This is a genomic window from Streptomyces sp. NBC_00597, from assembly GCF_041431095.1.
Lineage (GTDB): Bacteria > Actinomycetota > Actinomycetes > Streptomycetales > Streptomycetaceae > Streptomyces.
On the sequence record NZ_CP107757.1, the window covers coordinates 4,686,307 to 4,709,821 of the forward strand.

The window sequence follows — 23,515 nt, forward strand, 5'->3', positions numbered from 1 at the left end:
CGGCAGGCGGAGTGCCACTACTCGGCCGGCTTGATCAGGTAGCCGGCGCCGCGCCGGGTGTGGATCATCGACGGCAGGCCGGGGCCACTCTCCAGCTTGCGCCGCAGGTAAGAGATGTACAGCTCGACGACGTTTGCCTGGCCGCCGAAGTCGTACGACCACACCCGGTCCAGGATCTGCGCCTTGCTCAGCACGCGCCGCGGGTTGCGCATCAGGTAGCGCAGCAGCTCGAACTCCGTGGCGGTGAGGTGGATCTCCCGGCCTCCGCGGGACACCTCGTGGCTGTCCTCGTCGAGCCGCAGATCACCGACGGCCAGGACGGAGCCCCCGCGCGCGGCCTGCGCCGCACCCGAGCGGCGGACCAGGCCGCGCAGCCGGGCCACGACCTCTTCCAAGCTGAAGGGCTTGGTGACGTAGTCGTCGCCGCCTGCCGTCAGGCCCGCGATGCGGTCTTCGACGGAGTCCCTGGCGGTCAGGAACAACACGGGGAGCTGCGGGATCTCCCGGCGCAGCTGTCCCAGGACGGCCAGTCCGTCCATGTCGGGCAGCATGACGTCGAGGACCACGACGTCGGGCCGGAATTCGCGTGCAGCCCGCACCGCGCCGGCCCCGTCGCCCGCACTGCGGACCTCGCAGCCCTCGTAGCGCAGGGCCATGGACAGCAGCTCGGAGAGCGAGGCCTCGTCGTCGACGACGAGCACCCGGCAGGGGCCTCCGTCGGGCCGGACGAGGGCCGCGGGGTTGCTGGTGGACGTGGACGCATGGGAGGTGGTCGTCGCAGTCATGCGACCACGCTGACCGCGGCCTCTGAGAGCGTTCTTGTCCCTACCTGTGAATTTCCTGAGAACTGCGTTTCCCGCGTCATCCCGGGCGAGCCACTCAGACCAGGCGGAACAGCCGGGCGCCGTTGTCGTGGCAGACCGCGCGCAGCCAGTCGTCACCGAGGCCGAGCCGCTCCAGGGCTTCCAGCTGGTGCTCGTAGGGGTAGGGGATGTTCGGGAAGTCCGTGCCGAACAAGATCCGGTCACCGAGGTCCGCGAGCCGCCCGAGCTCACCGGGCGGGAAGCCGCTCAGCCGCTCGGTGAAGTCGGTGAAGGCCATGGTCGTATCGAGGCGCACCGCGGCGTACCGGTCGGCGAGGTCCAGGAAGTCGGCGTACTCGGGCATGCCCATGTGCGCGACGATCAGGGGCAGCCGGGGATGGCGGGCCAGCAGCCGGGCGATCGGCTCCGGTCCGGTGTGCTTGGCCGGGACCGGCCCCGACCCGCAGTGGATCACGGTCGGGATGTCCGCCTCCGCGAGGAGCCCCCAGACGGCATCGAGCCGGTCGTCGTTCGGGTCGTACCCGCCGACCTGGAGGTGCGCCTTGAAGACCCGGGCGCCGGCCTCGACGGCCTGCCGGACGTAGGCCGGGGCGCCCTCCTCGGGGAAGAACGTCGCCGTGTGCAGGCAGTCGGGGGTCCGGGCCGCGAAGTCGGCGGACCAGGAGTTGAGCCAGGCGGCCATAGCCGGCTTGTGCGGGTAGAGCATGGAGGTGAACGCCCGGACCCCGAACTCCCGGAGCAGCGCGACCCGCTGCTCCTCCTCGTGCCGGTAGGTGATGGGCCACTCGACGCCGGTGAGCGGTCCGACCGCGTCGAAGTAGTCCCACACCTTCTCCAGGACCCGCTCGGGCATGAAGTGCGTGTGGACGTCGACCAGTCCGGGCAGTCCGAGCCGCTCCCGGAAAGCGCGGACCGCCTCAGCCGTTGCGGGCAAAGCCGTGGCTCCGCTCGACGGTCGCGACGTGCAGGGTGTAGCTCTCGTACCAGTCGGCGCGACCCTGCTTCATGGCCGCCTGGTGCTCCAGGTCCTGCCGCCACAGGGCGAGGGATTCGTGGTCGCGGAAGTAGGCGACGGTGATGCCGAGACCGCCGGGAGTGCGGGCGGACTCGTAACCGAGGAAGCCCGGATTCGTGTTCACGATCTCCTTCATCCGGTCGAGGGTCTCCGGGTACCCGGTGTCGTCAGGAGTGCGGACATTGCTGAAGACCGCCATCACGTACGGCGGTTCGAAGGCAGGTACGGGCTGGATGCTCATGCCCACCACCCTCCGTGGCGGCCCCCGGCGTGTCCACCGGAAAGAGGTCCGGGAGCCCAAAGGGATCCAAGTTTTGACCTTGGAGGGTCAGGGGTCAGAACAGCCCGTCCTGCTCGCGGGGGGCGGCGGGCGGCGCCAGCTCGGTGACGGGCACCGAGCTCGCGCCGTCCGCGGCGGGGGCGACGAGCTCCCAGCCGGCGAGCAGCCGGGTGTCCACCACGAGGCCGTCGGCGAAGTGCAGGTCGGGACCGGCCGCGCCGACCAGCCGACCCACGACGGCCCCGCCGGGGACCATCTCGGTGATCACCCGCGCGGAAGCCGGCAGCCCGTCCAGCCCGAACGGCGCGGCGTGATCGGCGATTTCACACACCAGCCGCTCCAGCGACTCCGGCCAGCCCGGCAGGGCCGCGGCCCGGGCGTGCAGCTCGGCGACCTCCCCGGCCCGGTCGGCCGCCGCCGGCAGCCGACCCCGTACCGCGCGCTTGCGGGCGTACGCGATCCGGTCCGGCACCCCCAGGGCGGCCCGCAGCAGCTCCTCGGTACGGCGGGTGGCCATCAGCGGCCCCCGCCCCAGCCAGGTCCAGGTCACCGCCCCCTGCTCCAGCAGCCGGGCCGGCCCGCGCTCCTCGGCCGTGATGCCGACCTTGACCATGCCGGGCCCGAACCAAGCCAGGTAGACGCGATAGGTGCGCGGATCGGCGGCGTTGGTGTCGGCGGCCACCGAGAACGACCGGTCCAGGCGGGCGCATTCGGGGCACTGGGCGTTGCCGGCCCGGCCGGGCACGGTGGCGGCCGTGGGACACGGCGTCCTCTTCCCCGCCCGCCACACCCCGAGGCAGTGCCGCTCCCCCCGGGCCGCGAAGGCCAGCTGCTGCCCGTACGCGAGGGGGCTGCTGCGCTCGCCGCGGCCTTCGGCGCACCACCCGACGGCGGGGCGGCCGCCGCTCCACCGGATGCCGGTGCACCGCCAGGTCACAGCGGGAGCGGCCGCTCGAAGAACGTGTCCAGCACGACGGTGGCGTGCGTACCGCTGACGCCGTCGATGGCGTAGAGGCGGCGCAGGACGTCCTGGAGCTGTTCGGTCGATGCCGTGCGCACCTTCACCAGGGCGGAGGCGCTGCCCGCGATGATGTGCGCTTCCTGGATCTCGGCGATCGCCTCGAAGGCCGCCTTGGAGTCCCCCATCCAGGCGTTGGAGTCGACCATCACGTACGCGAGCACCCCGCTCCCGACGGCCGCGGGATCCACCTCGACCGTCGTGCGCCGGATGACCCCGCGCTCGCGCAGCTTGCGCACCCGCTCGTGGGTGGCTCCCGCCGAGAGCCCGACGGCGGCGCCGAGAGCGGCGTACGACTGGCCCGCGTCCTGCTGCAAGCGCAGGACGAGCGCCCGGTCGATGTCGTCCACGCGATCTTCCTCCCACATCCCCTGGAATCCCTTGCGCTGACGGTACAGGATCCTGCAATCTCACCACTAGACCGAATCCCATTCGGTGAGCGACTACATGGGGGGAAGAATGTCATCCATAGCCGATCCCAATCTGTACGAGATCCTGGACGAACGATTCCGCACCGGCCGCTGCACCAACGGCGACATGCGGCTCGAACGTCTCTACGACGACTGCCGCTGGGCAGAGGGCCCGCTGTACCTGCCGGCGTGGCGGCAGCTCGTCTGGAGCGACATCCCGAACGACCGGATGCTGCGCTGGGACGAGGCGACCGGCGCCGTCTCGGTCCTCCGCTCCCCGGCCGGCCACCCGAACGGCAACACCATGGACCGCGAAGGCCGCCTGATCACCTGCGAGCAGGGCCACCGGCGCGTCACCCGCACCGAACCGGACGGCACCCTCACGGTCATCGCCGACCGCTTCGACGGCAGGCGGCTCAACAGCCCGAACGACGCGGTGGTGCACTCGGACGGCTCGATCTGGTTCTCCGACCCGGACTTCGGCATCACCAGCGACTACGAGGGCCGCCGCGCACCGGGCGAGATCGGCGCGTGCAACCTCTACCGCGCCGACCCGGCGACCGGCGAGGTCCGCCTCGCCGCGGCCGGGTTCCTCGGCCCGAACGGCGTCGTCTTCTCCCCCGACGAGAGCGAGCTGTACGCGGCGGACACGCGGGCGGGCCACATCCGCGCGTTCAAGGTCGGCGCGGACGGCACGCTGACGGACGACCGCGTCTTCACGCAGTGCCCCGGGGTGGACAACATCCGCTTCGACGACGAAGGCCGGCTGTGGGCGGCGGCGATGGAGAACGGCGTGCACTGCTACGCCCCGGACGGAACCCTGATCGGCCGCATCCGCGTCCCCGAACCCGTCTCGAACATCGCCTTCGGCGGCGCGAAGAACAACCGCCTCTTCATCACCGCCACCACCTCCCTCTACTCCCTGGTCCTCTCGGTGACGGGCCTCCCGCGCGTCCGACGGGGCTAACGCGCGACGAACTGCGTGAGGATCGCCTGGACCTCGTAGATGTCCACGCCCTTGGTGAACGTCTTCTCTATCGGCGCCGCGCTGCCGGAGAGCCAGATCTTGAGCTCGGCGTCGAGGTCGAAGTGGCCGGCGGTCTCCACGGAGAAGTGCGTGATGCTCCGGTACGGGATGGAGTGGTACTCCACCTTCTTGCCGGTGAGCCCCTGCTTGTCGACCAGCACGAGGCGCCGGTCGGTGAACAGGATCGTGTCCCGGATCAACAGGTACGCGGCGTGCACCTGCTCCCCCTGCCCCAGCAGCCGCGCGTAGTCCCGCTGCGCCGACACCGGATCGACCGTGTGCGCGTTCCCGAACAGTCCCACGGGAGTCCCCCTCTCTCGCGGCCCGAACCGTTGCGGACCGTCTCCAGGACCGTAGCCCGGCCCCCGTCGCACGGTCGTCCCCCACGGGACCGATCCCCGACCCGGACGACCCCGGGGTCCCCCTCCCCACCAAGGAGGACACGGACCTCAGGGGCGGACGTCGGCGGTCAGCAGTCGCAGCACCTGACGGGCCGTCCAGCTCCCGGCCGCACCCGGGCTCGCGGCCAGGTAGTCCGCGATGTGCCGCTCCTCCCACGAGCCCGATTCCAGGAGGCCGCCCGCCAAGTGACGCAGGTACGCCGCGGACGGCACGGTCGTGTCCACGTCACGGAGCGTCCAGGGCGCCGTGAACGTCAGCACGGGGACGCCCTCGATCGCGCCGGGGCAGATCAAGGTCTCGTACCGTCCCGGCCCGACCTCGTGGCGGCCCTCCCGGAGGACCACCGTCAGGTCGAGGTCCGTCCCGGGCTCCTTGTACATCTCTTGTGCGGCGATGTCGGAGAGCTGGCCGATGGTGACCAGGTGCGCGCGGCCGCGCGTACGGCCCGGCGCGGTCGGGTCGTAGAACGCGCGTCCGCCCGTCCACACGGGGGATTCGGTGGCGAAGTAGAGGCGGCCGGCCAACTCCACCGCGAGGGACCGCTCGGGCGCCCGTCGGTCCCTGCAGCCCGGGTACGTCCGCGTCGCCCCCGGGAGCGTTCCGCCCACGAGGTACGCGGCAAGACGGTCCATGTGCATGTTGGAGCCGTAAGAGGCGTACCAGACCTGCTCGGGCGCGACGGGTGCTCCGTCGAACGGCGTCGCGGTGTGCACGGTCATGCGCGTTTCCTCCGCTGTGTCCGGGAAACACCAGAGGCCCTCAGGATTTCTCCTGAGGGCCTCTGGCTCGCTGTGCACTCGGCAGGATTCGAACCTGCAACCTTCTGATCCGTAGTCAGATGCTCTATCCGTTAAGCTACGAGTGCTTGGGCTTCTCGGGGTTTTGCGCCCCGTTGGCCTTGCGAGAACAACAATACATGGACCTCGCCGGGACGCGAAATCCATTACCCAAACCCGGCCTGACCTGCGGAAACGCCCTGGACGGAGATCATCCGGATGGGTTCGCACGGATGTCGGGGAGAGGTGGGAACGGCGGCGGCCGTGGCCGGAAGCCGGCGGAGCGGACCCCTCGACCGGAGAGCAGAGCCAGCCCCGGAACGCACGGAAGCCCCGGTCCATGAGGACCGGGGCTTCGGCAAGTGCGGAGGCGGAGGGATTTGAACCCTCGATGGGGTGTAAGCCCCAAACCGCATTAGCAGTGCGGCGCCATAGACCGGACTAGGCGACGCCTCCAGCACACCCCCGCGTACGAGGGTGCGTGCAGATGATGACACAGCCACAGGGCCGCTCACCAATCCGCTCCCACGGTACAAGGACAGCTGCCACAAGAGCAAAGCCTTAAGCCCCCCCGGCACGCGCCGCCCGTACGCATGCACGCACCCGGCCCCGTACGCAACGTCGGCGGGCGCACGTCGTTGGTCATCCGTACGACGTACGGACGACCTGGAGTGCCCCATGCTGCGTCTCGCCGCCTTCGCCGTCACCTCCGCCCTGGCCGCCTCGGCGGTCACGGCCGCCGGGCCGCTGCCCCCGCTGCCGCCGCTGGGCCGGCTGCTGGCGGTCCCCGACCGCCTCACCATCGCCGTGTCCGCCACCGGCAACCCGCGGGCCGACGGCGAGTACCTGCTGGAGTGCGACCCCGTCGGCGGGAACCACCCCGAGGCCGAGCGGGCCTGCGCCCGCCTCGACGGCTTCGCGAAGCAGGGCCGGAACCCCTTCGCCCCCGCGTCCGAGCGGCAGATCTGCACCCTGCAGGACGGCGGACCGGCCACCGCACACATCACCGGAACGTGGCAAGGCCACAAGGTGGACGCGACGTTCCGGCGGACCAACGGATGCGAGATCGTCCGATGGAACAACCTGGAACCTGTGCTTCCGGCTGGGCGCTCCTGACCTGGGAGGATACGAAGGATGCACGGCATCCGCCGAACATCCGCCACCTCGGGCCGGAGCCGTGCCCTTAGACTCCTCCCGTGACATGCCGGTAGTCGTGGTCAGGGAGGAAGCTCGTCGTGAGCAGCAGGCCATCCCGAGGCGCTGCTCGCCTCGCAGCAATACTCGATGCCCTTCCGGACGCGCTGTTGCTCGTCAACGGCAACGGCACGGTCGTCAACGCCAATTCGATCGCCCTTGAGGTCATGGAGAGCCCCGGCACCGGGCTCGTCGGCCGCGGCGTGCTGGACCTCCTTCCCGAGTTCGACTCCAAGCTGATCCCCGGCTCCATGCGCCGGCCCGGCGAGGACGAGGGCGGCCGGGCCAAGCCCAAGCGGATGGTCGCGCGCCGCACCGACGGCACCGAGTTCCCCGTCGAGGTCACCGCCGCCCACCTCGACGGCCGCGACGCCTACCGCGAGCCGCAGCCCTACACGGGCGACGAGCTGCTGATGCTCGTCGTGCGCGACCTGTCCGAGACCGTGGACACCGAGGCCGAGCTGGCCCGCTCGCAGCGGCAGACCGAGATGATCCTGCGGGCCGCCGCCGAGGGCGTCGTCGGCACGGACACCGACGGACGGGTCGTCCTCGTCAATCCGGCCGCCGCACAGATCCTCGGGTACCGCGCCACCGACCTCGGCAACCGCGAGCTGCACGGCCTGATCCAGCACTCGCGCGCCGACGGCTCGCCGTTCCCCTTCGAGGAGTCCCCGCTCGCCGACACCCTGCGCAGCGGCCGCAAGCACCGGGTGCGCAGCCAGGTGCTGTGGAACAAGGCCGGACAGCCCGTCTCCGTCGACCTGACCACCTCGCCCGTACGGGACGGGGAGCTGCTCGTCGGCGCCGTGATGACCTTCACCGACCGGCGGCCCTACGACGCCCTGGCCGCACGCCACGCCCAGCTGCTGGCCGTCCTCGGCGAGTCCCTGCGCGGTCCGCTGGAGGAGCTGCGCGGGGAGCTGGCCACGCTGGCCGCCGACGACGCGGGACAGCTGTGGCCCGAGGCCAACCAGCTGCTGCACCATCTGGCCGCCGGGTACTCCCGGATGACCGCGCTGGTCGACAACGTGCTCGGCTTCCAGCGGCTCGACGCGGGCACCGAGAAGCTCAAGAAGAAGAAGGTCCTGATCGACGGGGTCGTCGCGGCCGGCATCGACGGCGCGGTCGAGCTGATCGGCCCGGGCCGCGTGCAGTTCGCCGTCCACGCGCCGACCATCGAGGCCGAGGTGGACGCCGACCGGATCGCCGGCGCCCTCGCCCACCTGGTCGCGGACGTCGCCGGAGTGGACGCCACCGGCAAGACCCGGCAGGGCAGCGGGTACAGCGACTCGACGATCGTCGTGGCCGCCGCGCAGCGCGGCAAGGTCGTACGGATCGAGGTGCGGGGGCCGTACGAGGGCGGCAACCCGGTGCACGAGCCGATCGTGCGCGGCGTGGTGGCCGCGCACGGTGGCGTGCTGCAGACGGTGGAGGTGCCGGGCGCGCCCGGCGGTGCGTACGTACTCGAACTGCCGCTGGGCGCCGGGGCCGGAACGGTGACGCTGCCCGAACCGGAACCGGAACCTGCGAAGGAGTCGTCGGCCGCCGAAGGCTCGGGCAAGGGCCCCGCCGGGCGGCGGGGCCGGCGCGGGGTGGACGCCTTCCTGGAAGACGTGGCCGAAGAGGCGAAGGCGAACGGTGCCGCAGGGGGCGGGAGCGCGCTGGCGCTGCCGTCCGGGCGGCGCCGGGCGGGCGAGGCCGGCGCGGATGCCCCCGCCGCTGCACCCGAGCTCGCACAGTCCCCGGTGAACCCGGCGGGCCTGGGTACCGGACGCCGACGCGGCCGGGACGGCGACGGAAGCGGAACCGGCAGCGAGGACGCTCAGGGCGGTCCGGGCAGGCCCGTGCCCCCGCAGGGCACCGCCGTGCCCGCGCTGCCGCCGGCACCGCAGCCGGCGCCCGGCCCCGTTGTGCCGCCGGGCTCTGCGGCGCCCGTACCGCCGGTGCCGCCGGCGCCGGCCATGCCGCCCGTCCCGGTGACCGAGCATCCCGCCGGGCGACGGCGCGCGCTGGGTCCGGCTGCCGCTCCGCAGCCCGCCGGCCCGGTGCCCGCGACGGGCCTCGGCCCGACCCCGGCCCCCGCGCAGGCCCCCGCACGGCCCATCGCACCGCAGGGCGGCTTCGCGCTGCCCGCCGGCCCGACCCCGGCAGCGGCTCCCGCACCGGCCCAGGGACCGGCTCCGGCCGCGGGCGCCGCGCAGGGCCCCGACGAGGCCGCGGGCGACACCCCGGCCGGGCGGCGCGGTCGCCGGGTCCTGAGTGCGCCCGGTGCCGAGCCCGCAGCTGCCGCAGCCCCCGCAACACCCGAAGCTGCCGCCGCGCAGCCGGCCGCCGGCGCGGAGGAGCCCGTACCGCCGACCGGTCGGCGGCGTGCACTGCCCGCCGCTCCGGCCTGGCCGGTCCCGGCGGCCCGGACCGCTCCCGAGGACGAAGAGGCCGCCGGCCAGGCGGCCGTGCCCGGAACCCGGCAGCCGCAGGACACCCCCGCGGCAACCGCGCCCCAGCCGTTCAGCGTGCGCGCCCTCGGCACCCTCGGCCAGGGCATCTCGGTCGACTCCACGAGCACCAATGGCGCGGGAGGCACGGGCGGATCCGGCCGCCGGCGCCGGCTCGCCGAGCCCGCGCCCCAGGGCCGGGCGTTCGCGATAGGAGCCCCCGAGGCCGGTGCCGACGAGGGCCCCGAGCCGCTGGACGGTCCCGGCGGCGCCGTCGAGGTCGTCAACCGGCCCGTACCACGGCCCGTGGACGACGAGCTGCCTCCGGAGCCGCTGGACAACCCGCGCCGCCTCCTGGTGTGGCCGGCACCCGATGTGCAGACGCAGCAGGCGCTCAGCGACCGCGGCTACCGTCCGGTGATCGTGCACTCCCGCGAGGAAGTGGACGCGCAGATCGCCGCGTTCCCCGCCGCGCTGTTCGTGGACCCGCTGACCGGGCCGATCACCCGCACCGCCTTGCAGTCCCTGCGCCAGGCCGCGATGGCCGCCGAGGTCCCCGTACTGGTCACGGCCGGGCTGGGGCACGCCACGCGCGAGGCGGCGTACGGTGCCGACCCGGCCGTCCTGCTGAAGGCGCTCGCGCCGCGCGACAGCGAGCAGCACCCCTCCCGGGTCCTGCTGATCGAGGAGAACGACGCGATCGCGACGGCGCTGACGGCCACCCTGGAACGGCGCGGCCTGCAGGTCGCCCGGGCGGGCGCGGACACCGACGCGGTGGAGCTGGCCACGCGGATGCGGCCCAACCTGGTGGTCATGGACCTGATGCAGGTGCGGCGCCGGCGGTCCGGGATCGTGGACTGGTTGCGCGCCAACGGGCAGCTGAACCGGACGCCGCTGGTCGTCTACACGACCGCGGGCATCGACCCGGCCGAACTGCCGCGGCTGGCTTCGGGGGAGAGCGTGCTCTTCCTCGCCGAGCGGTCCACCACGGCGGACGTCCAGGGTCGCATCGTGGACCTGCTGGCCAAGATCGGTACGAACTAGCCATCCTGGCCCGATGGCCATCATCGACGCGAGTGAGCAGACCGTCCCCGCCGACAACGGGGAGGTGAACCTGCTCATCGCCCGGCAGGTGGAGCCGGGCCACGAGGAGGCGTTCGACGCCTGGGCCCACGGCATCCTGGAGACGGCCGCGACGTTCCCGGGGCATCTGGGGTACGGGCTGTTCCGGCCGGCGACGGACGGCGGGCCGTGGTTCCTGGTCCACCGCTTCCGGGACCAGGCGGCCTTCCAGCGCTGGCAGGACTCCGCCGAGCGCGCCCAGTGGTTCTCCAACTGCCTCGGGCACCACCACACCGAGATAGCCCGGCGCGAACTGCACGGCATGGAGACCTGGTTCGCGAAACCGGGTACGACCCGGCCCGCCCCGCCGCGCTGGAAGATGGCCGTCAGCTCGGGGCTGGCCATCTTCCCGATCTCACTCGTCGGCAACGCGGTGCTCGGGCCGTACCTGGTGAACCTGCACTTCGTCCTGCGGACGGCCGCTTTCGCCGTCGTCTTCAGCACGCTGATGACGTACCTGGCGATGCCCGCCGTCAGCAGGCTGCTGCGGCCCTGGCTGACGAAGTCCGGCCAGGGCTGAGCAGGTACCCCCCGGCACGCCGGACCGGCCGGGTCGCCCCGGCCCGGTCGGTCCGGCCGCGGGTCAGCCGAGCCTGGTGACCACCAGCTCGCCGTCCGCGTACTGCTTGCGGATCACCTTCTTGTCGAACTTGCCGACGCTGGTCTTGGGGACGGCCACGACGAACGTCCAGCGCTCGGGCAGCTGCCACTTGGCGATGGACTGGCCGAGGAAGACGTGCAGTCCCGCGTAGTCCACGGTCGCGCCGTCCTTGAGGACCACGGTCGCCAGCGGACGTTCGCCCCACTTGTCGTCCGGTACGGCGACGACCGCCGCCTCCGCGACCTCGGGGTGCGCCATCAGCGCGTTCTCCAGCTCCACACTGGAGATCCACTCGCCGCCGGACTTGATGACGTCCTTGGCGCGGTCGGTCAGCGTGAGGTAGCCGTCGGGGCTGATCACGCCGACGTCGCCGGTCTTGAGCCAGCCGTCCGCACTGAACTTGTCCTCGGGGCGCAGCGGTTCACCGGAGGCGCCGCCGTAGTAGGCGCCCGCGATCCAGTTGCCGCGGACCTCCAGCTCGCCCGCCGACTCGCCGTCCCAGGGCAGGACGTCGCCCCCGGGACCCACCAGGCGCGGCTCGACGCCCGCCGGGAAGCGGCCCTGGGTGACCCGGTACGGCCACTCCTCCTCGGCGCTCAGGCCGGCCGGCGGGTGCGCCATGGTGCCCAGCGGGGAGGTCTCGGTCATGCCCCAGGCGTGACAGAGGCGGACGCCGAGCTTGTCGTAGGCCGCCATCAGGGAGGGCGGACAGGCCGCGCCGCCGATGGTGACCTGCTTCATGGAGGTGAGGTCGCGCGGGTTGACGGTGACCTCGGCGAGCAGCCCCTGCCAGATGGTCGGGACGGCCGCGGCGTGCGTGGGCTGCTCCCGCTCGATCATCTCGGCGAGCGGGGCGGGCTGGAGGAACCGGTCCGGCATCAGCATGTTGATGCCGGTCATGAAGGTGGCGTGGGGCAGGCCCCACGCGTTCACGTGGAACTGCGGCACGACGATGAGGCTGGTGTCGCGGTCGGTCAGGCCCATCGACTCGGCCATGTTGACCTGCATGGAGTGCAGGTAGATCGAGCGGTGGGAGTAGATGACGCCCTTGGGGTCGCCCGTGGTGCCGGAGGTGTAGCACATGGCGGCGGCCCGGCGTTCGTCGAGCTCCGGCCAGTCGTAGCGGTCGGAGCGGCCCTCCAGGAGCTCCTCGTACTCGTGGACGCGTACGTCCAGTCCGTCGAGTGCGGAACGGTCGCCGATACCGGTGACCACCACGTGTTCGACGGTGGGCAGGTGCGGCAGCAGCGGTGCGAGCAGCGGCAGCAGGCTCCCGTTGACCAGCACGACCCGGTCGACCGCGTGGTTGACGATGAAGACCAGCTGCTCGGGAGGCAGGCGGAGGTTGAGGGTGTGCAGGACCGCGCCCATGGAAGGGATCGCGAAGTAGGCCTCGACGTGCTCCGCGTTGTTCCACATCAGGGTGGCCACCCGGTCGTCCTGCTGGACGCCCAGCTCGTCACGCAGGGCGTTGGCGAGGCGGGTGGCTCGGGTACCGATCTCGGCGAAGCTGCGGCGGTGCGGCTCGGCCTCCCCGGTCCAGGTCGTGACCTGGGATTTCCCGTGGATCGTCATACCGTGCTGAAGTATGCGGCTGACGAGGAGCGGTACGTCCTGCATGGTGCTCAGCAAAGCGTCCTCCCGGTGGGCGCTGCGGCGCTGCGGCGGCTACGGATGCTGCCGATTCTGCGCGCATACCGGTCGGCATGTCACTACCCGGTGGTACAAACACGGCAAGTAATCGCTGTTCGGGTACGTGCGGTGGCATCGTGCACAGACTGGGGACGGGCCGGCGGTGCATGGCGCACAGGGCCGGGGCCGTAGGGATGTTTCACGTGAAACGTCGGCGCCTTCAGCGGACCGGGGTGAGCTCCGGGTCCTCGCGCAGCTTGACCAGCGCGCGCGAGACGGCGCTCTTGACCGTGCCGATCGAGACCCCGAGCAGCTCGGCGGTCTGCGCCTCGCTCAGGTCCTCGTAGTACCGCAGGACGACCATCGCGCGCTGCCGGTCGGGCAGCCGGGTCACCGCGCGCCACATCGCGTCGCGCAGCGCCTGCGCCTCGGCGGGGTCGGATGCCGGCGCGTCCTCGGTCTCCGGGAGTTCGTCGCACGCGAACTCGTCGACCTTGCGCTTGCGCCACTGGGAGGTGCGGGTGTTGACCAGGGCCCGCCGGACGTACCCGTCGAGGGCTCGGTGGTCCTCGATGCGGTCCCAGGCGGCATAGGTCTTGGCGAGCGCCGTCTGGAGCAGGTCCTCGGCATCGCACGGGTTGGCGGTGAGCGAGCGTGCGGTGCGCATCAGGACCGTGCCGCGGGTCCGTACGTACGCCGAGAACGACGGGTACGGCGTCGGGTTCGAGGCGAGCGTGCACACAGGCGTGGTCATGGCTCCACGCTAGAAGCGCGGTCCGCGCCTGGGATCGGCCGCAAGTGCCGAAGCTGGATCCATCTCAGGTTGTAGGGGTGGGGTCCACCCCACCTCCTGAAGGTGGAGGAGGCGGCGCGGTGTCCGGGGAGCCCGGGGCGGACCGCAGGACGGCCCCGGGTCGCCGGCCTCAGCCGTCGGAGCCGAGGATCAGTCCGGAGGTCGGCACCCCGGTACCGGCCGTGACCAGGGCGCGGGCCGCCCCGGCCACCTGGTTGACGGAGGTGCCCCGCAACTGGCGGACGGCCTCGGCGATGCCGTTCATTCCGTGCAGGTACGCCTCCCCGAGCTGGCCGCCGTGGGTGTTGAGGGGCAACGCATCAGCGGCGACGAAGTCGGCGGCCTCACCGGGCTTGCAGAAGCCGAACTCCTCCAGCTGCATCAGGACGAAGGGGGTGAAGTGGTCGTAGAGGATGCCGACGTCGATGTCCGAGGGTCGCAGTCCGCTGGTCCGCCACAGCTGCCGGGCGACCACGTCCATCTCCGGTAGCCCGGTGAGGTCGTCTCGGTAGAAGGAGGTCATGCCCTCCTGGCGGCGGCCGGCGCCCTGCGCGGCCGCGGTGATCACGGCGGGCGCGTGGCGCAGGTCCCGGGCCCGTTCGGTGCTGGTGACGATGACCGCCTGGCCGCCGTCCGTCTCCTGGCAGCAGTCCAGCAGCCGCAGCGGTTCGACGATCCAGCGCGAGGCGGCGTGGTCGGCGAGGGTGATGGGCTTGCCGTGGAAGTACGCGGCGGGGTTGTTCGCGGCGTGCCGGCGGTCGGTGACCGCCACGTGGCCGAACGCCTCGGGGGTCAGGTTGTAGGTGTGCAGGTAGCGCTGGGCGGTCATGGCCACCCAGGAGGCCGGGGTGAGCAGCCCCCAGGGCAGCGACCAGCCGAGCGCCGCGCCCTCCGCCGAAGGTTCGCGCTGCTGCACGCCGGAGCCGAAGCGCCGGCCGGAGCGCTCGTTGAAGGCGCGGTAGCAGACCACGACCTCCGCGACGCCGGTGGCGACGGCGAGGGCGGCCTGCTGGACGGTGGCGCAGGCCGCACCGCCGCCGTAGTGGATGCGGGAGAAGAAGGACAGGTCCCCGATGCCTGCGGCCTGGGCCACGGTGATCTCGGGGCTGGTGTCCATGGTGAAGGTGACCATGCCGTCGACGTCGGCCGGGCTCAGCCCGGCGTCGTCGAGGGCGGCGTGCACGGCTTCGACGGCGAGCCTCAGCTCGCTGCGGCCTGAGTCCTTGGAGAACTCGGTCGCGCCGATCCCGGCGATGGCGGCTCGCCCGCCGAGCGTGTCGCGGTGCAGGACGCTCATGCCGCCACCTCCGCGGTGACCGTGCCGGTGACGTGGTGGCCGATGCCGTTGGCGCCGACGACGCGGATCTCCACCCGGTCCCCGTCGACGGCGATCACGGTGCCGGTCAGGACCATCGTGTCGCCCGGGTAGTTGGGGGCGCCCAGGCGAATGGCCACCTTGCGCAGCACGGCGCCCGGCCCGAGGCGGTCGGTGATGTACCGCCCGACCAGGCCGTTGGTGGTCAGGATGTTCATGAAGATGTCCGGGGAGCCCTTCTCGCGCGCGAGCGAGGCGTCGTGGTGCACGTCCTGGTAGTCGCGGGAGGCGATCGCGCCCGCGACGATCAGCGTCCGGGTCACCGGGATCTCCAGCGGCGCCAGTGTGTCGCCGACGTTCATGCGTCGTCCCCCTCGGGTGCGGCGTGGTCGGACAGGAGCGCGCCCAGCTCGGCCAGCAGCTCGCTGCCGCAGCCCAGGTACGCGTCCAGCTGGCGCCCCCAGAGGAAGTGCCGGTGGACGGGATGGTCCAGGTCGGCGCCCATCCCGCCGTGCAGGTGCTGGCCCGTGTGCACGACGCGCTTGCCCGCCTCCGAGGCCCACCAGGCCGCGGTCAGGGCGTGCTCGCGCGCCGGAAGACCCTCGTCGATCCGCCAGGCCGCCTCGTACGCGGTGACCCGGATCGCCTCGGTGTCCATGTGGGCGTCGGCCGCGCGCAGCATGACCCCCTGGTTCGTGGAGAGCGGCCGCCCGAACTGCTCGCGGGTGGAGGTGTACTCGACCGCCCGGGCCAGGGAGCCCGCGCAGACCCCCGCCTGGAGCCCGGCGAAGGCGGTGCGGGCGGTGGCCAGGACCTCGTCGTGGGCCGTGGCGTCCCCGAGCCGTTCCGCCTGCGCCCCGGCCAGGGTGAGCCGCCCCGCCGACCAGGGGGCGGTGGTCTCCACCTCGGGCGTCCCGACGCCGGGCGCGTCCGTCCGTACGAGCCACAGGTCCCGCTCGGTGTCCGGGACCAGCACGTGCGTGGCATCGCGCAGCCAGGGCACGACGGGGGCGGTTCCGGTCAGCCGCCCGTCCGGCGAGGCGGTGATGCGGCCGCGGGCCGGGAACGCGCCGGTGGCGACGGCCTCGCCCGAGCCCAGGGCGGGCAGCAGCCGGGCGCGCTGCTCGGCGCTGCCGTGCGCGGCGACGGGCAGGATGCCGTACACGCAGGTGGCGGCGTACGGGACCTGCGCGGTGGTGCGGCCCTGCTCCTCCAGCAGCAGCACCAGGCCGAGCAGGCCTATGTCCTCCACGGCGGCGGTCAGTCCGGCAGTGGTGAGTGCCTTCCACAGCTCGGCGTCGCTGCCGGTGCCGGCCGCGGCGAGGCGCTCGTGGGTGGCGAGGTCGCGGAAGATCCGGGCGGCGAGTCCGGCCGCCGCGGCCTGCTCCTCGGTGGGGTGGAAGTCCATCAGTCCTCGCTCCCTCGGAAGACCGGCAGTTCCAGCTCCTCGTCGACCCTCAGGAACTCCAGCTGCACGGGCAGCCCGATGCGCACCTCGTCGTACGGGACGCCGGTGATGTTGCTGACCATCCGGACGCCCTCGGCGAGCTCGACGAGCGCGACCGCGTACGGCGGGTCGAAGGCGGGGAACGGCGGATGGTGCATGACGACGTAGCTGAACACCGTGCCGGCGCCGGAGGCCTCGACGGTGTCCCAGTCAAGGCTCGCGCAGCTGTTGCAGCCGGGCAGCCAGGGGAAGCGGAGGGTCGCGCAGGCGGTGCAGCGCTGGATCAGCAGCTTGTGGTCCGCGACCCCGTCCCAGAAACCCTGGTTGTCGCGGTTGACCACCGGTCGGGGACGCCGGGCCGCGGGCTTGTTCTCGCGGGGGGCGGCGGGCGCGTACTTGAGGATCCGGAAGCGGTGGGTCCCGGCGAGTTCTCCGTCCGCGCGGACGTCCATGCGGGTGGTCACGAAGTGGCCGGTGCCCAGCTTGGTCGTCTTGCGCGGGGACACGGACTCGATGACGGCGTCGTAGGTGACCGTGTCAGCGGGGCGCAGCGGACGCAGGTACTCCTGCTCGCAGTCGGTCGCCACGACGGAGGTGCAGCCCGCGTCGTCGAGCAGGGCGAGGAGCTCGTCGTAGGCGGAGGAACGGTCGCCGTGGCCGGAGAGCCCGCCCATCGTCCAGGCCTGGAGCATGGTGGGCGGGGCGATGGCGTCCGGGCCTGCGTAGGTGGGGCTGGTGTCGCCCATGGCCTCGCACCAGTGGCGGATCATCGGCTGGTTGACGGGGTCCTTGCCCTGGCCGGCGGTGGCGGCGGGCCGCCCTTCGAAAGCCTTGAGCAGCGTGTGGAACCGGGCGGCCTCCTCGGCGCCCGCTGCCCGGTCCGCGGTGGCGGTCATCGCTTCCTCCCCTTCATGCCGAGCCGCATCATGGCGACGATCTCCCGCTGGACCTCGCTGACCCCGCCGCCGAAGGTGTTGATCTGCGCGGCCCGGTTCATCCGCTCCAGCTCCCCGCCGGCGAAGGCCGCGGGCCCCCGTACGAGGGCCTCCTCGCCCACCACTTCCTGGCACATCCGGTACACCTCGACGGTGGACTCGGTACCGAGGAACTTCACGCCGCTGGCGTCGCCGGGGGCCAGGGAGCCGTCGCCCACGTCCTGGACGAGGCGCCAGTTCAGCAGGCGTACGGCGGCCAGCCGCGCGTGCGCCTCGGCGAGCCGGGACTGCACCCACGGCCGGTCGGCGAGCCGTTCTCCGGTGACCGGATCGAGGGTCCTGGCATGGCGGAGCGCCGCTGCGTAGAAGTCCTCGGCCTGCATGCCGATGGCGGCGAGGGCGACGCGCTCGTGGTTGAGCTGGTTGGTGATCAGCCCCCAGCCGCCGTGCTCGGGGCCGACGAGGTTGCCGGCGGGCACCCGGATTCCGTCGTAGTACGTCGACGTGGTCGTGAGCCCGCCCACCGTGTCGATCGGGGTCCACGCGAAGCCGGGGGCGTCGGTGGGCACCAGGATGATCGAGATGCCCTTGTGCTTGGGGGCATGGGGATCGGTGCGGCAGGCGAGCCAGATCCAGTCCGCGTTCTGGGCGTTGGAGGTGAAGATCTTCTGGCCGTCGACGACCCAGTCCGCTCCGTCGCGTACGGCGCGGGTACGCAGCGAGGCGAGGTCCGTACCGGCCCCGGGCTCCGAGTAGCCGATGGCGAAGACGGTCTCGCCGCTCAAGATCCGGGGCAGGAAGTAGTCCTTCTGCTCCTGGGTCCCGTATTTCATCAGGGTGGGGCCGACGGTGTTGAGGGTGACCATGGAGACGGGGGCGCCGGCCCGGTACGCCTCGTCGAAGAACACGAACTGCTCGTCGGGCCCGCGTCCTCGGCCGCCGTACTGGGAGGGCCAGCCGAGGCCGAGCAGTCCGTCGGCGCCGATGCGGCGCAGCAGTGCGCGCTGGGCGGCGGGGTCCTCGGGGGGCCCGTCCGGCAGCAGATCGTGGAAGTACTCCCGCAGTTCGGCGCGGAGCCGCAACTGGCCTTCTGTCGGGGCGAGGTGCACGGCGCTGGCCTCCCGGCATCACATCATCGAATGAACCTGACTGTCCGTCAGATTCCCTGCCGATGTCAAGGTCGGGAAGCCGGTGGAAGGCCCGGGCGCGCCGCGTCCGGATCCGTGCGCGGACGCGCGGGGGCGCCCGCCCCACCGGACCCCAGCCGGTCCGGTGGCACAGGCGCCCTCAGCAGTCAGCGGACTCGGGGCAGCTACCACCAGGGGTGGAAGTTGACCGCGAGGTTCGAGTTGGCCTGATGGATCGCCGTGAACGCCGACCCGTTGACCTGCGCGGCGTTGCTCTGGTTGGACGCGCCGGAGCCGGTGGCCACCTGCTGGGAGGTGGACGAGTTGCCGCTGTTGCTCCCGCCGACACCACTGCCGATGATGCTGGCCGCGCTCGCATTCGATCCGTCGTTCGCGAAGGAGCCGTTGTCGGCCGAGGCCACACCGCCGAAGAGGGCGGCGGCGAGGGGGAGAGCGGCGACGGCGGCGATGACGCGGGCGGTACGGATGCTTGCCATGTCTGAATCCTCCGGAAAAGCGAAGTGGAATTTGCCCCAAGGCAGTTGGCCGACCGCCTTGGTCGTTCCGTGCGGTGACGACGTCGCGACACCAGAGTTGCCCACCGAATCCCCGGCGAACCACCCCGGACTCCACGATTCCCCCGCAAGCATGAGCAACATCGGATAAACCTCGTCCGCGCCCCAACACCCCAGGTCAGCGACTCGGAGGCCGTTGAAACCAGTGCCGGATATAAGGCGAAACGTTCCCTCAAACTCATGTGCGCCGAACATGCCGATAAGGGCCGCGCCGTCCGGGAACCCCACCGTCTCCCGGGCCTGCGGCCCTGCAATGCCAAGCTTCACGCCCCCTGCGCGCCCCCGGCGCCCACCGGGGTGTTCCCACAGTGCCCCGCTCCGGGGGCACACCGCCGGCGCGATCCGCGGTCGCAAACTGCCGACCGGGCTCAAGCGCCTGCCGCTGGTACAGCTGGTACTGATGCTCTTGCCGTTACTGCTGTTGGTACCGGAGCCGTTATCACTCCCGGCTTCCTGCCGCGATCGGGCGAGGTGCGTGACCCGCCTCGGCCGTACGGGGGCTACGCGACCAGGGCGACCTCTTCACGGCCGGCTCCGGCGACGTTCCCGACCAAGGACGCGGCGGTGGTCGAGCGGCGGACGGACGGGGCCTTGCCGTGCGCCTCGGCGCGGATCCGCTGCTTGATGGTCGGCGGGAGCGATCCGCCCCGCATCATCGCCCGCCAACTCCGCCGACCCATCGGCCGGACCGGCCGGCGCACGGCGGCGGCCGCACGACGGGAGGCGGCAGGGGCGGTGGGCACGACGGAGGCGGCGGCCGGGGCGGCCTTGGCACCGAATCCGAGGGAGGCGAGGAGCGCCACGAGGGCCGCGACGACTGCGGTCCAGAGCGACGTGACGGTGATGCGGTGAGCCATGACGAGGTCCTTCGTTTCGCGATGTTCCGACGGGCCGATCTGCATACATTCGTCATGATGTGACTGCAACCGCAGAACCCCCACCACGCGCGCCGATCTTCCGACAAACACCACTCGATGGGCCCAACGCCGGCTCCAAACCGAGCCGTGCGAACAACGGCCCCTGACCGATTCCGCTGGTCAGGGGCCCTTCGGGGTGGTAGCGCTGGCATTCGACTGGCCGAGCCGCCGCGAAGCGGTCAGTCGTCGCTGCAGTCGCAGGAGCGTTCAGGGCCGATGCCGGCAGTGTGCAGCTCTTCCACGGCACTGGCGGGAATACGGGCGACCGCGACACAGACCCGCTCCGGATCGGTAGGCGTCTTGGCCGTGACCGCTACTCCGGCCTGGTACTCCAGGGACGCTGTCGCAAGCACGTCGAAGACATAGCAGCCCCCGTCGATCGAGTAGCCGTCCGCCCAGACGTGAACCAGCCCGCCGCCTGTCAGGCGCACGTGCCAGAGAGACGGAACGTCGAAGAGCTTCACGGCAACAGATTAGGCCGGCCGGCATCCGCCCAAGACCGTGCCCCTAGCGCCCGATCAAGCGGGGAAGCACGGGGAACACCAGGCACTCACAATGCACGAGATGCGACCGGCCCCCGACCAAATGGGCTGGTCAGGGGCCGATCTCCTGCGGTGGGTGTGGGATTTGAACCCACGGTGACTCGCGCCACGACGGTTTTCAAGACCGTTCCCTTAGGCCGCTCGGGCAACCCACCTGGCCGGTACAGAGTACCGGCAGGCGGGGGGCCTCCGGGTCAGGAATTCTGGGCCTTGTCGTAGGCCGCCTTCGCCTCGTTGCCGAAGTACGGGCCGAACATGCGGTTGGGCAGGAACGTGTAGCCGAAGCTGTTCACCGAGACCTGGGTGCCCAGGCCCGTGGCCTCGTTGAAGTCCTGGAACCAGGGGCCGCCGCTGGAGCCGCCGGTCATGTTGCAGCCCAAGCCGTGGTCCTTGGTCAGCAGGAAGTCCTTGCTGGTGTTCCCGCTGCAGTAGACCAGCTTGGTGCCGTCGTACGGCGCGGCCGCCGGGAAGCCGAAGGAGTACATCTTCTTGTTGTAGCCGCCGTTGAACAAGATCCCCTGTGCACCGACGGCCTGGCTGAGCTTCTGCCCGTTCAGCGGGGCGACGACGGCGAGGCCGACGTCCATGTTCATGTCCTCGCTGGCGGCCCACTGGTCGGTGGCGAAGGTCTTGGTGGCCGACCACTGGCCGTAGGGCGCGTTCCCGTTGTCGTACCCGGGGACGAAGATCCAGTTGGTGTGCCAGGTGCCCTGGTACTTCACGCAGTGACCGGCGGTGATGACCGTGCTGCCGTTGGCACTGGTGATCGAGTCGCCGGAGCAGGACGCGGTGCGGTCGCCGAAGGTGAAGAAGACCCGGCCCGAGGTTTTGACCACCGCGCCGCCGCCCGTCCACGCACCGCCCGCCTGCGGGAACGCCGTCGGGGAGACCGCCCCGGACGAGGTCGCGGACGACGCCGCCGTAGGTGCGACCGCAGTGGGGCGGGTCGCCGACGTGACCGGCGCACGCCCGGTCCCGGGCGCTGCCGTCACGTCCAACGGAGTGGCGCTGCGCATGCGCTCGGCGGTCCAGAAACCCTGGCTGTGCTGCTGCTTGAACGAGGCCGGGGAGTCGGCGGCGACCGAGGGGGTGGCCGCCGTCAGCGCGCCTGCGATCAGGGCGCCCGCCGCCAAGAGGACCGATGCTGCCGTGCGTTGACGATTCACGCAGACTCCTTCTGCCGTGCCCGGTCCCGGTGGACCGGGCAGGGTGGGGGTGAAGAGCTGTCGGTGCGGATCGGCCGCAGGGTCGCACGCGCGGCACGAGAAGTCAGGAGACGGTCAGAACGTTCGGTCGGTTCCGGCCAGGAATTGGCCAACTCGCTTCGGTGTAGAGGAAGAGGCGGGGCGGGAGCGGAGGCTGCCGGGTGATGTCGGGTGATGTCGGGCGATGTCGGCCGAGTCCGCGCCCGCGGGGTCAGACCGTCAGCAGCACGCCCGCGTACGAGACCCCCGCCACCACCAGCCAGGCGCCCAGACCCAGTACCGCGGCCCGGCCACCGGTCTTTGCCAGCCGGGGGAGGTCTACCGCGCTGCCGAGCCCGAACAGGGCAGCCGCCAGCAGCAGTTCCTGCACGGTGTGTGCCCACTCCAGTGCCGCGTCGGGCAGTACCCCGGTGGCGCGGAGCGCGGCCGCCGCCAGGAAGCCGGCCACGAACAGCGGGACCGGTGCCGGGCGGCGTCCCGAGGGCGTGCGCACGCCCTGCCGGCGCGCCCGTACGGAAAAGGCCACGGCAGCCACCAGCGGGGCCAGCAGGGCTACGCGCATCAGCTTGACCAGGACCGCCTCACCGAGGGCACCCGGGCCCGCCGTCTGAGCAGTGGCCACGACCTGGCCGACGTCGTGGACGCTCGCGCCGACCCAGCGCCCGAAGGCCGGGTCCGAGAGTCCCAGGGGACCCTGGAGAAGCGGGAGGACCGCGATGGCCAGCGTCCCGCACAGCGTCACCAGTGCCACCGAAGCGGCCACGTCCTCCTCGTCGCTGCCCGACACCTGACTCACGGCGCCGATCGCCGAGGCCCCGCAGATCGAGTACCCGGTGGCGATCAGCAGCGGCTGATCACCGGGGAGCCCGAGTCGGCGGCCCAGCCAGAGGGTGCCGAAGAAGGTGGCGGCGACCACTGCGGCCACCATCGCCACCGTGGCCCAGCCCAGCTGGAGCACCTGCTCCAGGCCCAGACCAAGGCCCAGCAGGACGATGCCGATCCGCATCAGCCGCCGCCCGGCCAGGGACAGGCCCGGGCGAGCTGCTCCGCGTACGAGCTCCCGTACACCCGGGAGGTGCGCCACGGCGATACCGAGCACCACCGACGCGGTCAGCATGGGCACCGCGGGCACGAGCCGGTGCACGCACCATGCCACTACCACTCCGGCGGCCGCCATTGCCAACCCCGGCCAGGACGAGGATGTTTCACGTGAAACAAGCCCGGCGCCGTCCTCGGAGTCCGCCCCGCGCACCGGACGGTTCAGCAGCGCCATCAGTCGGTGGGGAGCGTGTAGACGCGACGGACACTGCTGCCCAGGCGGATGACGTCGGCTCCGTAGACGTGCAGGGATATCGCAGTGGTGCGACAGGAGTTGCGGACCTTGTGGATATCGCCGGGAGGGGCGAATCCGCAGACGTCACCCGGGCCGTTCACCACCTGCTCGGTCGCCACCAGCCGGGCGCAAGTCTCTCCCGCCGCGGGGGCCAGCCGGTAGCGGAGCTCGCTCTCCTCCCCCTCGTGCACCCCGGCCACGCACCAGGAGACGTGGTCGTGGATGGCGGTCTCCTGGCCGGGCAGCCACACGAGCGCGACGACCGAGAAGCTGCCGTCCGGCTCGGCGTGCAGGACGTGCTGCCGGTACCGGTCGGGGTCGCCCTCGCGCTGCTCGGGGGTGAGCAGGTCGGGCGTGCCCAGATGCGGGGCGAGACGCTCGCCGACGAGGTAGGCGGTCAGGTCCGGGGCCAGCCCCCGGTCCACGACCGTACGGATCTCACGGACGAGGGCGGCCATCCTCGCGGTCGTGCGGGCCGGCGTAGTGGTGGTCATACGGGCAGCGTCGAGCAGCCGACCCATCACGTCCAACGACAGTTCTCACCTGAAATCCCAAGTGCTGCTTATGGGTTCGGGGGAGTGGCTGCCGGG

Annotated in this window: 24 protein-coding genes and 3 tRNA genes; 4 read left to right on the top strand and 23 right to left on the bottom strand. The window is 71.9% G+C overall.

Going from position 1 to position 23,515, the window contains the following annotated elements; genetic code table 11:
- Nucleotides 1-17 precede the first annotated feature (17 nt).
- The 5 genes from OG974_RS21135 to OG974_RS21155 form a co-directional block, all read right to left on the bottom strand.
- The gene (locus OG974_RS21135) at nucleotides 18-785 is read right to left on the bottom strand and encodes a response regulator transcription factor (protein ID WP_327284223.1); all 768 of its coding nucleotides are present in this window, start codon (nucleotides 783-785) and stop codon (nucleotides 18-20) included.
- Nucleotides 786-879: 94 nt separating this feature from the next.
- Nucleotides 880-1,758: an amidohydrolase family protein gene (locus tag OG974_RS21140; RefSeq protein ID WP_371644092.1), complete on the bottom strand. Its 879-nt coding sequence runs from the start codon at nucleotides 1,756-1,758 to the stop codon at nucleotides 880-882.
- Entirely contained in the window at nucleotides 1,742-2,080 is a 339-nt protein-coding gene (locus OG974_RS21145) for an antibiotic biosynthesis monooxygenase (RefSeq protein ID WP_327284225.1), read from the bottom strand. The genes OG974_RS21140 and OG974_RS21145 overlap by 17 nt, the downstream gene beginning before the upstream one ends.
- A 94-nt stretch (nucleotides 2,081-2,174) precedes the next feature.
- Complete coding sequence (locus OG974_RS21150) at nucleotides 2,175-3,056, bottom strand: DUF2797 domain-containing protein (RefSeq protein ID WP_327284226.1); 882 nt, start codon at nucleotides 3,054-3,056, stop codon at nucleotides 2,175-2,177.
- Complete coding sequence (locus OG974_RS21155; protein WP_327284227.1) at nucleotides 3,053-3,487, bottom strand: Lrp/AsnC family transcriptional regulator; 435 nt, start codon at nucleotides 3,485-3,487, stop codon at nucleotides 3,053-3,055. Before OG974_RS21155 ends, OG974_RS21150 begins: the two co-directional genes overlap by 4 nt.
- Before the next feature lie 109 nt (nucleotides 3,488-3,596).
- Between OG974_RS21155 and OG974_RS21160 the strand changes: the two genes are divergently transcribed.
- Nucleotides 3,597-4,514 carry an SMP-30/gluconolactonase/LRE family protein gene (locus OG974_RS21160; protein WP_329313958.1) on the top strand — a complete coding sequence of 306 codons (918 nt, stop codon included), beginning with the start codon at nucleotides 3,597-3,599 and terminating at the stop codon, nucleotides 4,512-4,514.
- Here OG974_RS21160 and OG974_RS21165 read toward each other — a convergent pair.
- The 4 genes from OG974_RS21165 to OG974_RS21180 form a co-directional block, all read right to left on the bottom strand.
- Entirely contained in the window at nucleotides 4,511-4,876 is a 366-nt protein-coding gene (locus tag OG974_RS21165) for a PH domain-containing protein (RefSeq protein ID WP_030160265.1), read from the bottom strand. The genes OG974_RS21160 and OG974_RS21165 overlap by 4 nt on opposite strands.
- Before the next feature lie 147 nt (nucleotides 4,877-5,023).
- Entirely contained in the window at nucleotides 5,024-5,695 is a 672-nt protein-coding gene (locus OG974_RS21170) for a histone deacetylase (protein ID WP_329313960.1), read from the bottom strand.
- Between the two features lie 73 nt (nucleotides 5,696-5,768).
- Nucleotides 5,769-5,841 (bottom strand) — tRNA-Arg (locus OG974_RS21175).
- 276 nt (nucleotides 5,842-6,117) lie between these two features.
- Nucleotides 6,118-6,208, bottom strand: a tRNA-Ser gene (locus tag OG974_RS21180).
- Between the two features lie 222 nt (nucleotides 6,209-6,430).
- Between OG974_RS21180 and OG974_RS21185 the strand changes: the two genes are divergently transcribed.
- From OG974_RS21185 to OG974_RS21195, 3 genes are all read left to right on the top strand, one after another.
- Nucleotides 6,431-6,868, top strand: a complete 438-nt coding sequence (locus OG974_RS21185; RefSeq protein WP_327284230.1) for an SSI family serine proteinase inhibitor — start codon at nucleotides 6,431-6,433, stop codon at nucleotides 6,866-6,868.
- A 119-nt stretch (nucleotides 6,869-6,987) separates the two neighbouring features.
- Nucleotides 6,988-10,425, top strand: coding sequence for a PAS domain-containing protein (locus OG974_RS21190; protein WP_371644095.1), 3,438 nt, complete (start codon nucleotides 6,988-6,990; stop codon nucleotides 10,423-10,425).
- Nucleotides 10,426-10,438: 13 nt separating this feature from the next.
- The gene (locus OG974_RS21195) at nucleotides 10,439-11,023 is read left to right on the top strand and encodes an antibiotic biosynthesis monooxygenase (RefSeq protein WP_328763191.1); all 585 of its coding nucleotides are present in this window, start codon (nucleotides 10,439-10,441) and stop codon (nucleotides 11,021-11,023) included.
- Nucleotides 11,024-11,086: 63 nt separating this feature from the next.
- Here the strand turns inward: OG974_RS21195 and OG974_RS21200 are convergent, their stop codons facing one another.
- The 14 genes from OG974_RS21200 to OG974_RS21265 all read right to left on the bottom strand — a co-directional run bounded on the left by OG974_RS21200 (nucleotide 11,087) and on the right by OG974_RS21265 (nucleotide 23,419).
- The gene (locus tag OG974_RS21200) at nucleotides 11,087-12,736 is read right to left on the bottom strand and encodes a long-chain fatty acid--CoA ligase (protein ID WP_371644097.1); all 1,650 of its coding nucleotides are present in this window, start codon (nucleotides 12,734-12,736) and stop codon (nucleotides 11,087-11,089) included.
- A gap of 220 nt (nucleotides 12,737-12,956) precedes the next feature.
- Complete coding sequence (locus OG974_RS21205) at nucleotides 12,957-13,490, bottom strand: SigE family RNA polymerase sigma factor (protein ID WP_327284234.1); 534 nt, start codon at nucleotides 13,488-13,490, stop codon at nucleotides 12,957-12,959.
- A 169-nt stretch (nucleotides 13,491-13,659) separates the two neighbouring features.
- The gene (locus OG974_RS21210; RefSeq protein ID WP_371644099.1) at nucleotides 13,660-14,826 is read right to left on the bottom strand and encodes a lipid-transfer protein; all 1,167 of its coding nucleotides are present in this window, start codon (nucleotides 14,824-14,826) and stop codon (nucleotides 13,660-13,662) included.
- On the bottom strand, nucleotides 14,823-15,206 hold the full coding sequence (locus tag OG974_RS21215; RefSeq protein ID WP_327284236.1) for a MaoC family dehydratase: 384 nt from the start codon (nucleotides 15,204-15,206) through the stop codon (nucleotides 14,823-14,825). Before OG974_RS21215 ends, OG974_RS21210 begins: the two co-directional genes overlap by 4 nt.
- Entirely contained in the window at nucleotides 15,203-16,252 is a 1,050-nt protein-coding gene (locus OG974_RS21220) for an acyl-CoA dehydrogenase family protein (RefSeq protein WP_371644100.1), read from the bottom strand. The genes OG974_RS21215 and OG974_RS21220 overlap by 4 nt, the downstream gene beginning before the upstream one ends.
- A complete protein-coding gene (locus OG974_RS21225) occupies nucleotides 16,252-17,187 on the bottom strand; it encodes a bifunctional MaoC family dehydratase N-terminal/OB-fold nucleic acid binding domain-containing protein (protein ID WP_371644102.1) in 936 nt (311 codons plus the stop codon). The genes OG974_RS21220 and OG974_RS21225 overlap by 1 nt, the downstream gene beginning before the upstream one ends.
- Entirely contained in the window at nucleotides 17,184-18,335 is a 1,152-nt protein-coding gene (locus OG974_RS21230; protein WP_371644104.1) for an acyl-CoA dehydrogenase family protein, read from the bottom strand. The genes OG974_RS21225 and OG974_RS21230 overlap by 4 nt, the downstream gene beginning before the upstream one ends.
- A gap of 203 nt (nucleotides 18,336-18,538) precedes the next feature.
- Nucleotides 18,539-18,850 carry a hypothetical protein gene (locus OG974_RS21235; protein ID WP_327284240.1) on the bottom strand — a complete coding sequence of 104 codons (312 nt, stop codon included), beginning with the start codon at nucleotides 18,848-18,850 and terminating at the stop codon, nucleotides 18,539-18,541.
- A 578-nt stretch (nucleotides 18,851-19,428) separates the two neighbouring features.
- Nucleotides 19,429-19,785 (bottom strand): DUF6344 domain-containing protein, encoded by a 357-nt coding sequence (locus tag OG974_RS21240; protein ID WP_327284241.1) that lies wholly within the window; start codon nucleotides 19,783-19,785, stop codon nucleotides 19,429-19,431.
- 239 nt (nucleotides 19,786-20,024) lie between these two features.
- The gene (locus OG974_RS21245; RefSeq protein ID WP_327284242.1) at nucleotides 20,025-20,309 is read right to left on the bottom strand and encodes a hypothetical protein; all 285 of its coding nucleotides are present in this window, start codon (nucleotides 20,307-20,309) and stop codon (nucleotides 20,025-20,027) included.
- A gap of 148 nt (nucleotides 20,310-20,457) precedes the next feature.
- A tRNA-Ser gene (locus OG974_RS21250) sits at nucleotides 20,458-20,542 on the bottom strand.
- Nucleotides 20,543-20,581: 39 nt separating this feature from the next.
- Complete coding sequence (locus OG974_RS21255; protein WP_327284243.1) at nucleotides 20,582-21,553, bottom strand: peptidase; 972 nt, start codon at nucleotides 21,551-21,553, stop codon at nucleotides 20,582-20,584.
- Between the two features lie 250 nt (nucleotides 21,554-21,803).
- Entirely contained in the window at nucleotides 21,804-22,865 is a 1,062-nt protein-coding gene (locus OG974_RS21260; protein WP_371644106.1) for a YeiH family protein, read from the bottom strand.
- Nucleotides 22,865-23,419 carry a cysteine dioxygenase family protein gene (locus OG974_RS21265; RefSeq protein WP_327284245.1) on the bottom strand — a complete coding sequence of 185 codons (555 nt, stop codon included), beginning with the start codon at nucleotides 23,417-23,419 and terminating at the stop codon, nucleotides 22,865-22,867. The genes OG974_RS21260 and OG974_RS21265 overlap by 1 nt, the downstream gene beginning before the upstream one ends.
- Between the last annotated feature and the right edge of the window lie 96 nt (nucleotides 23,420-23,515).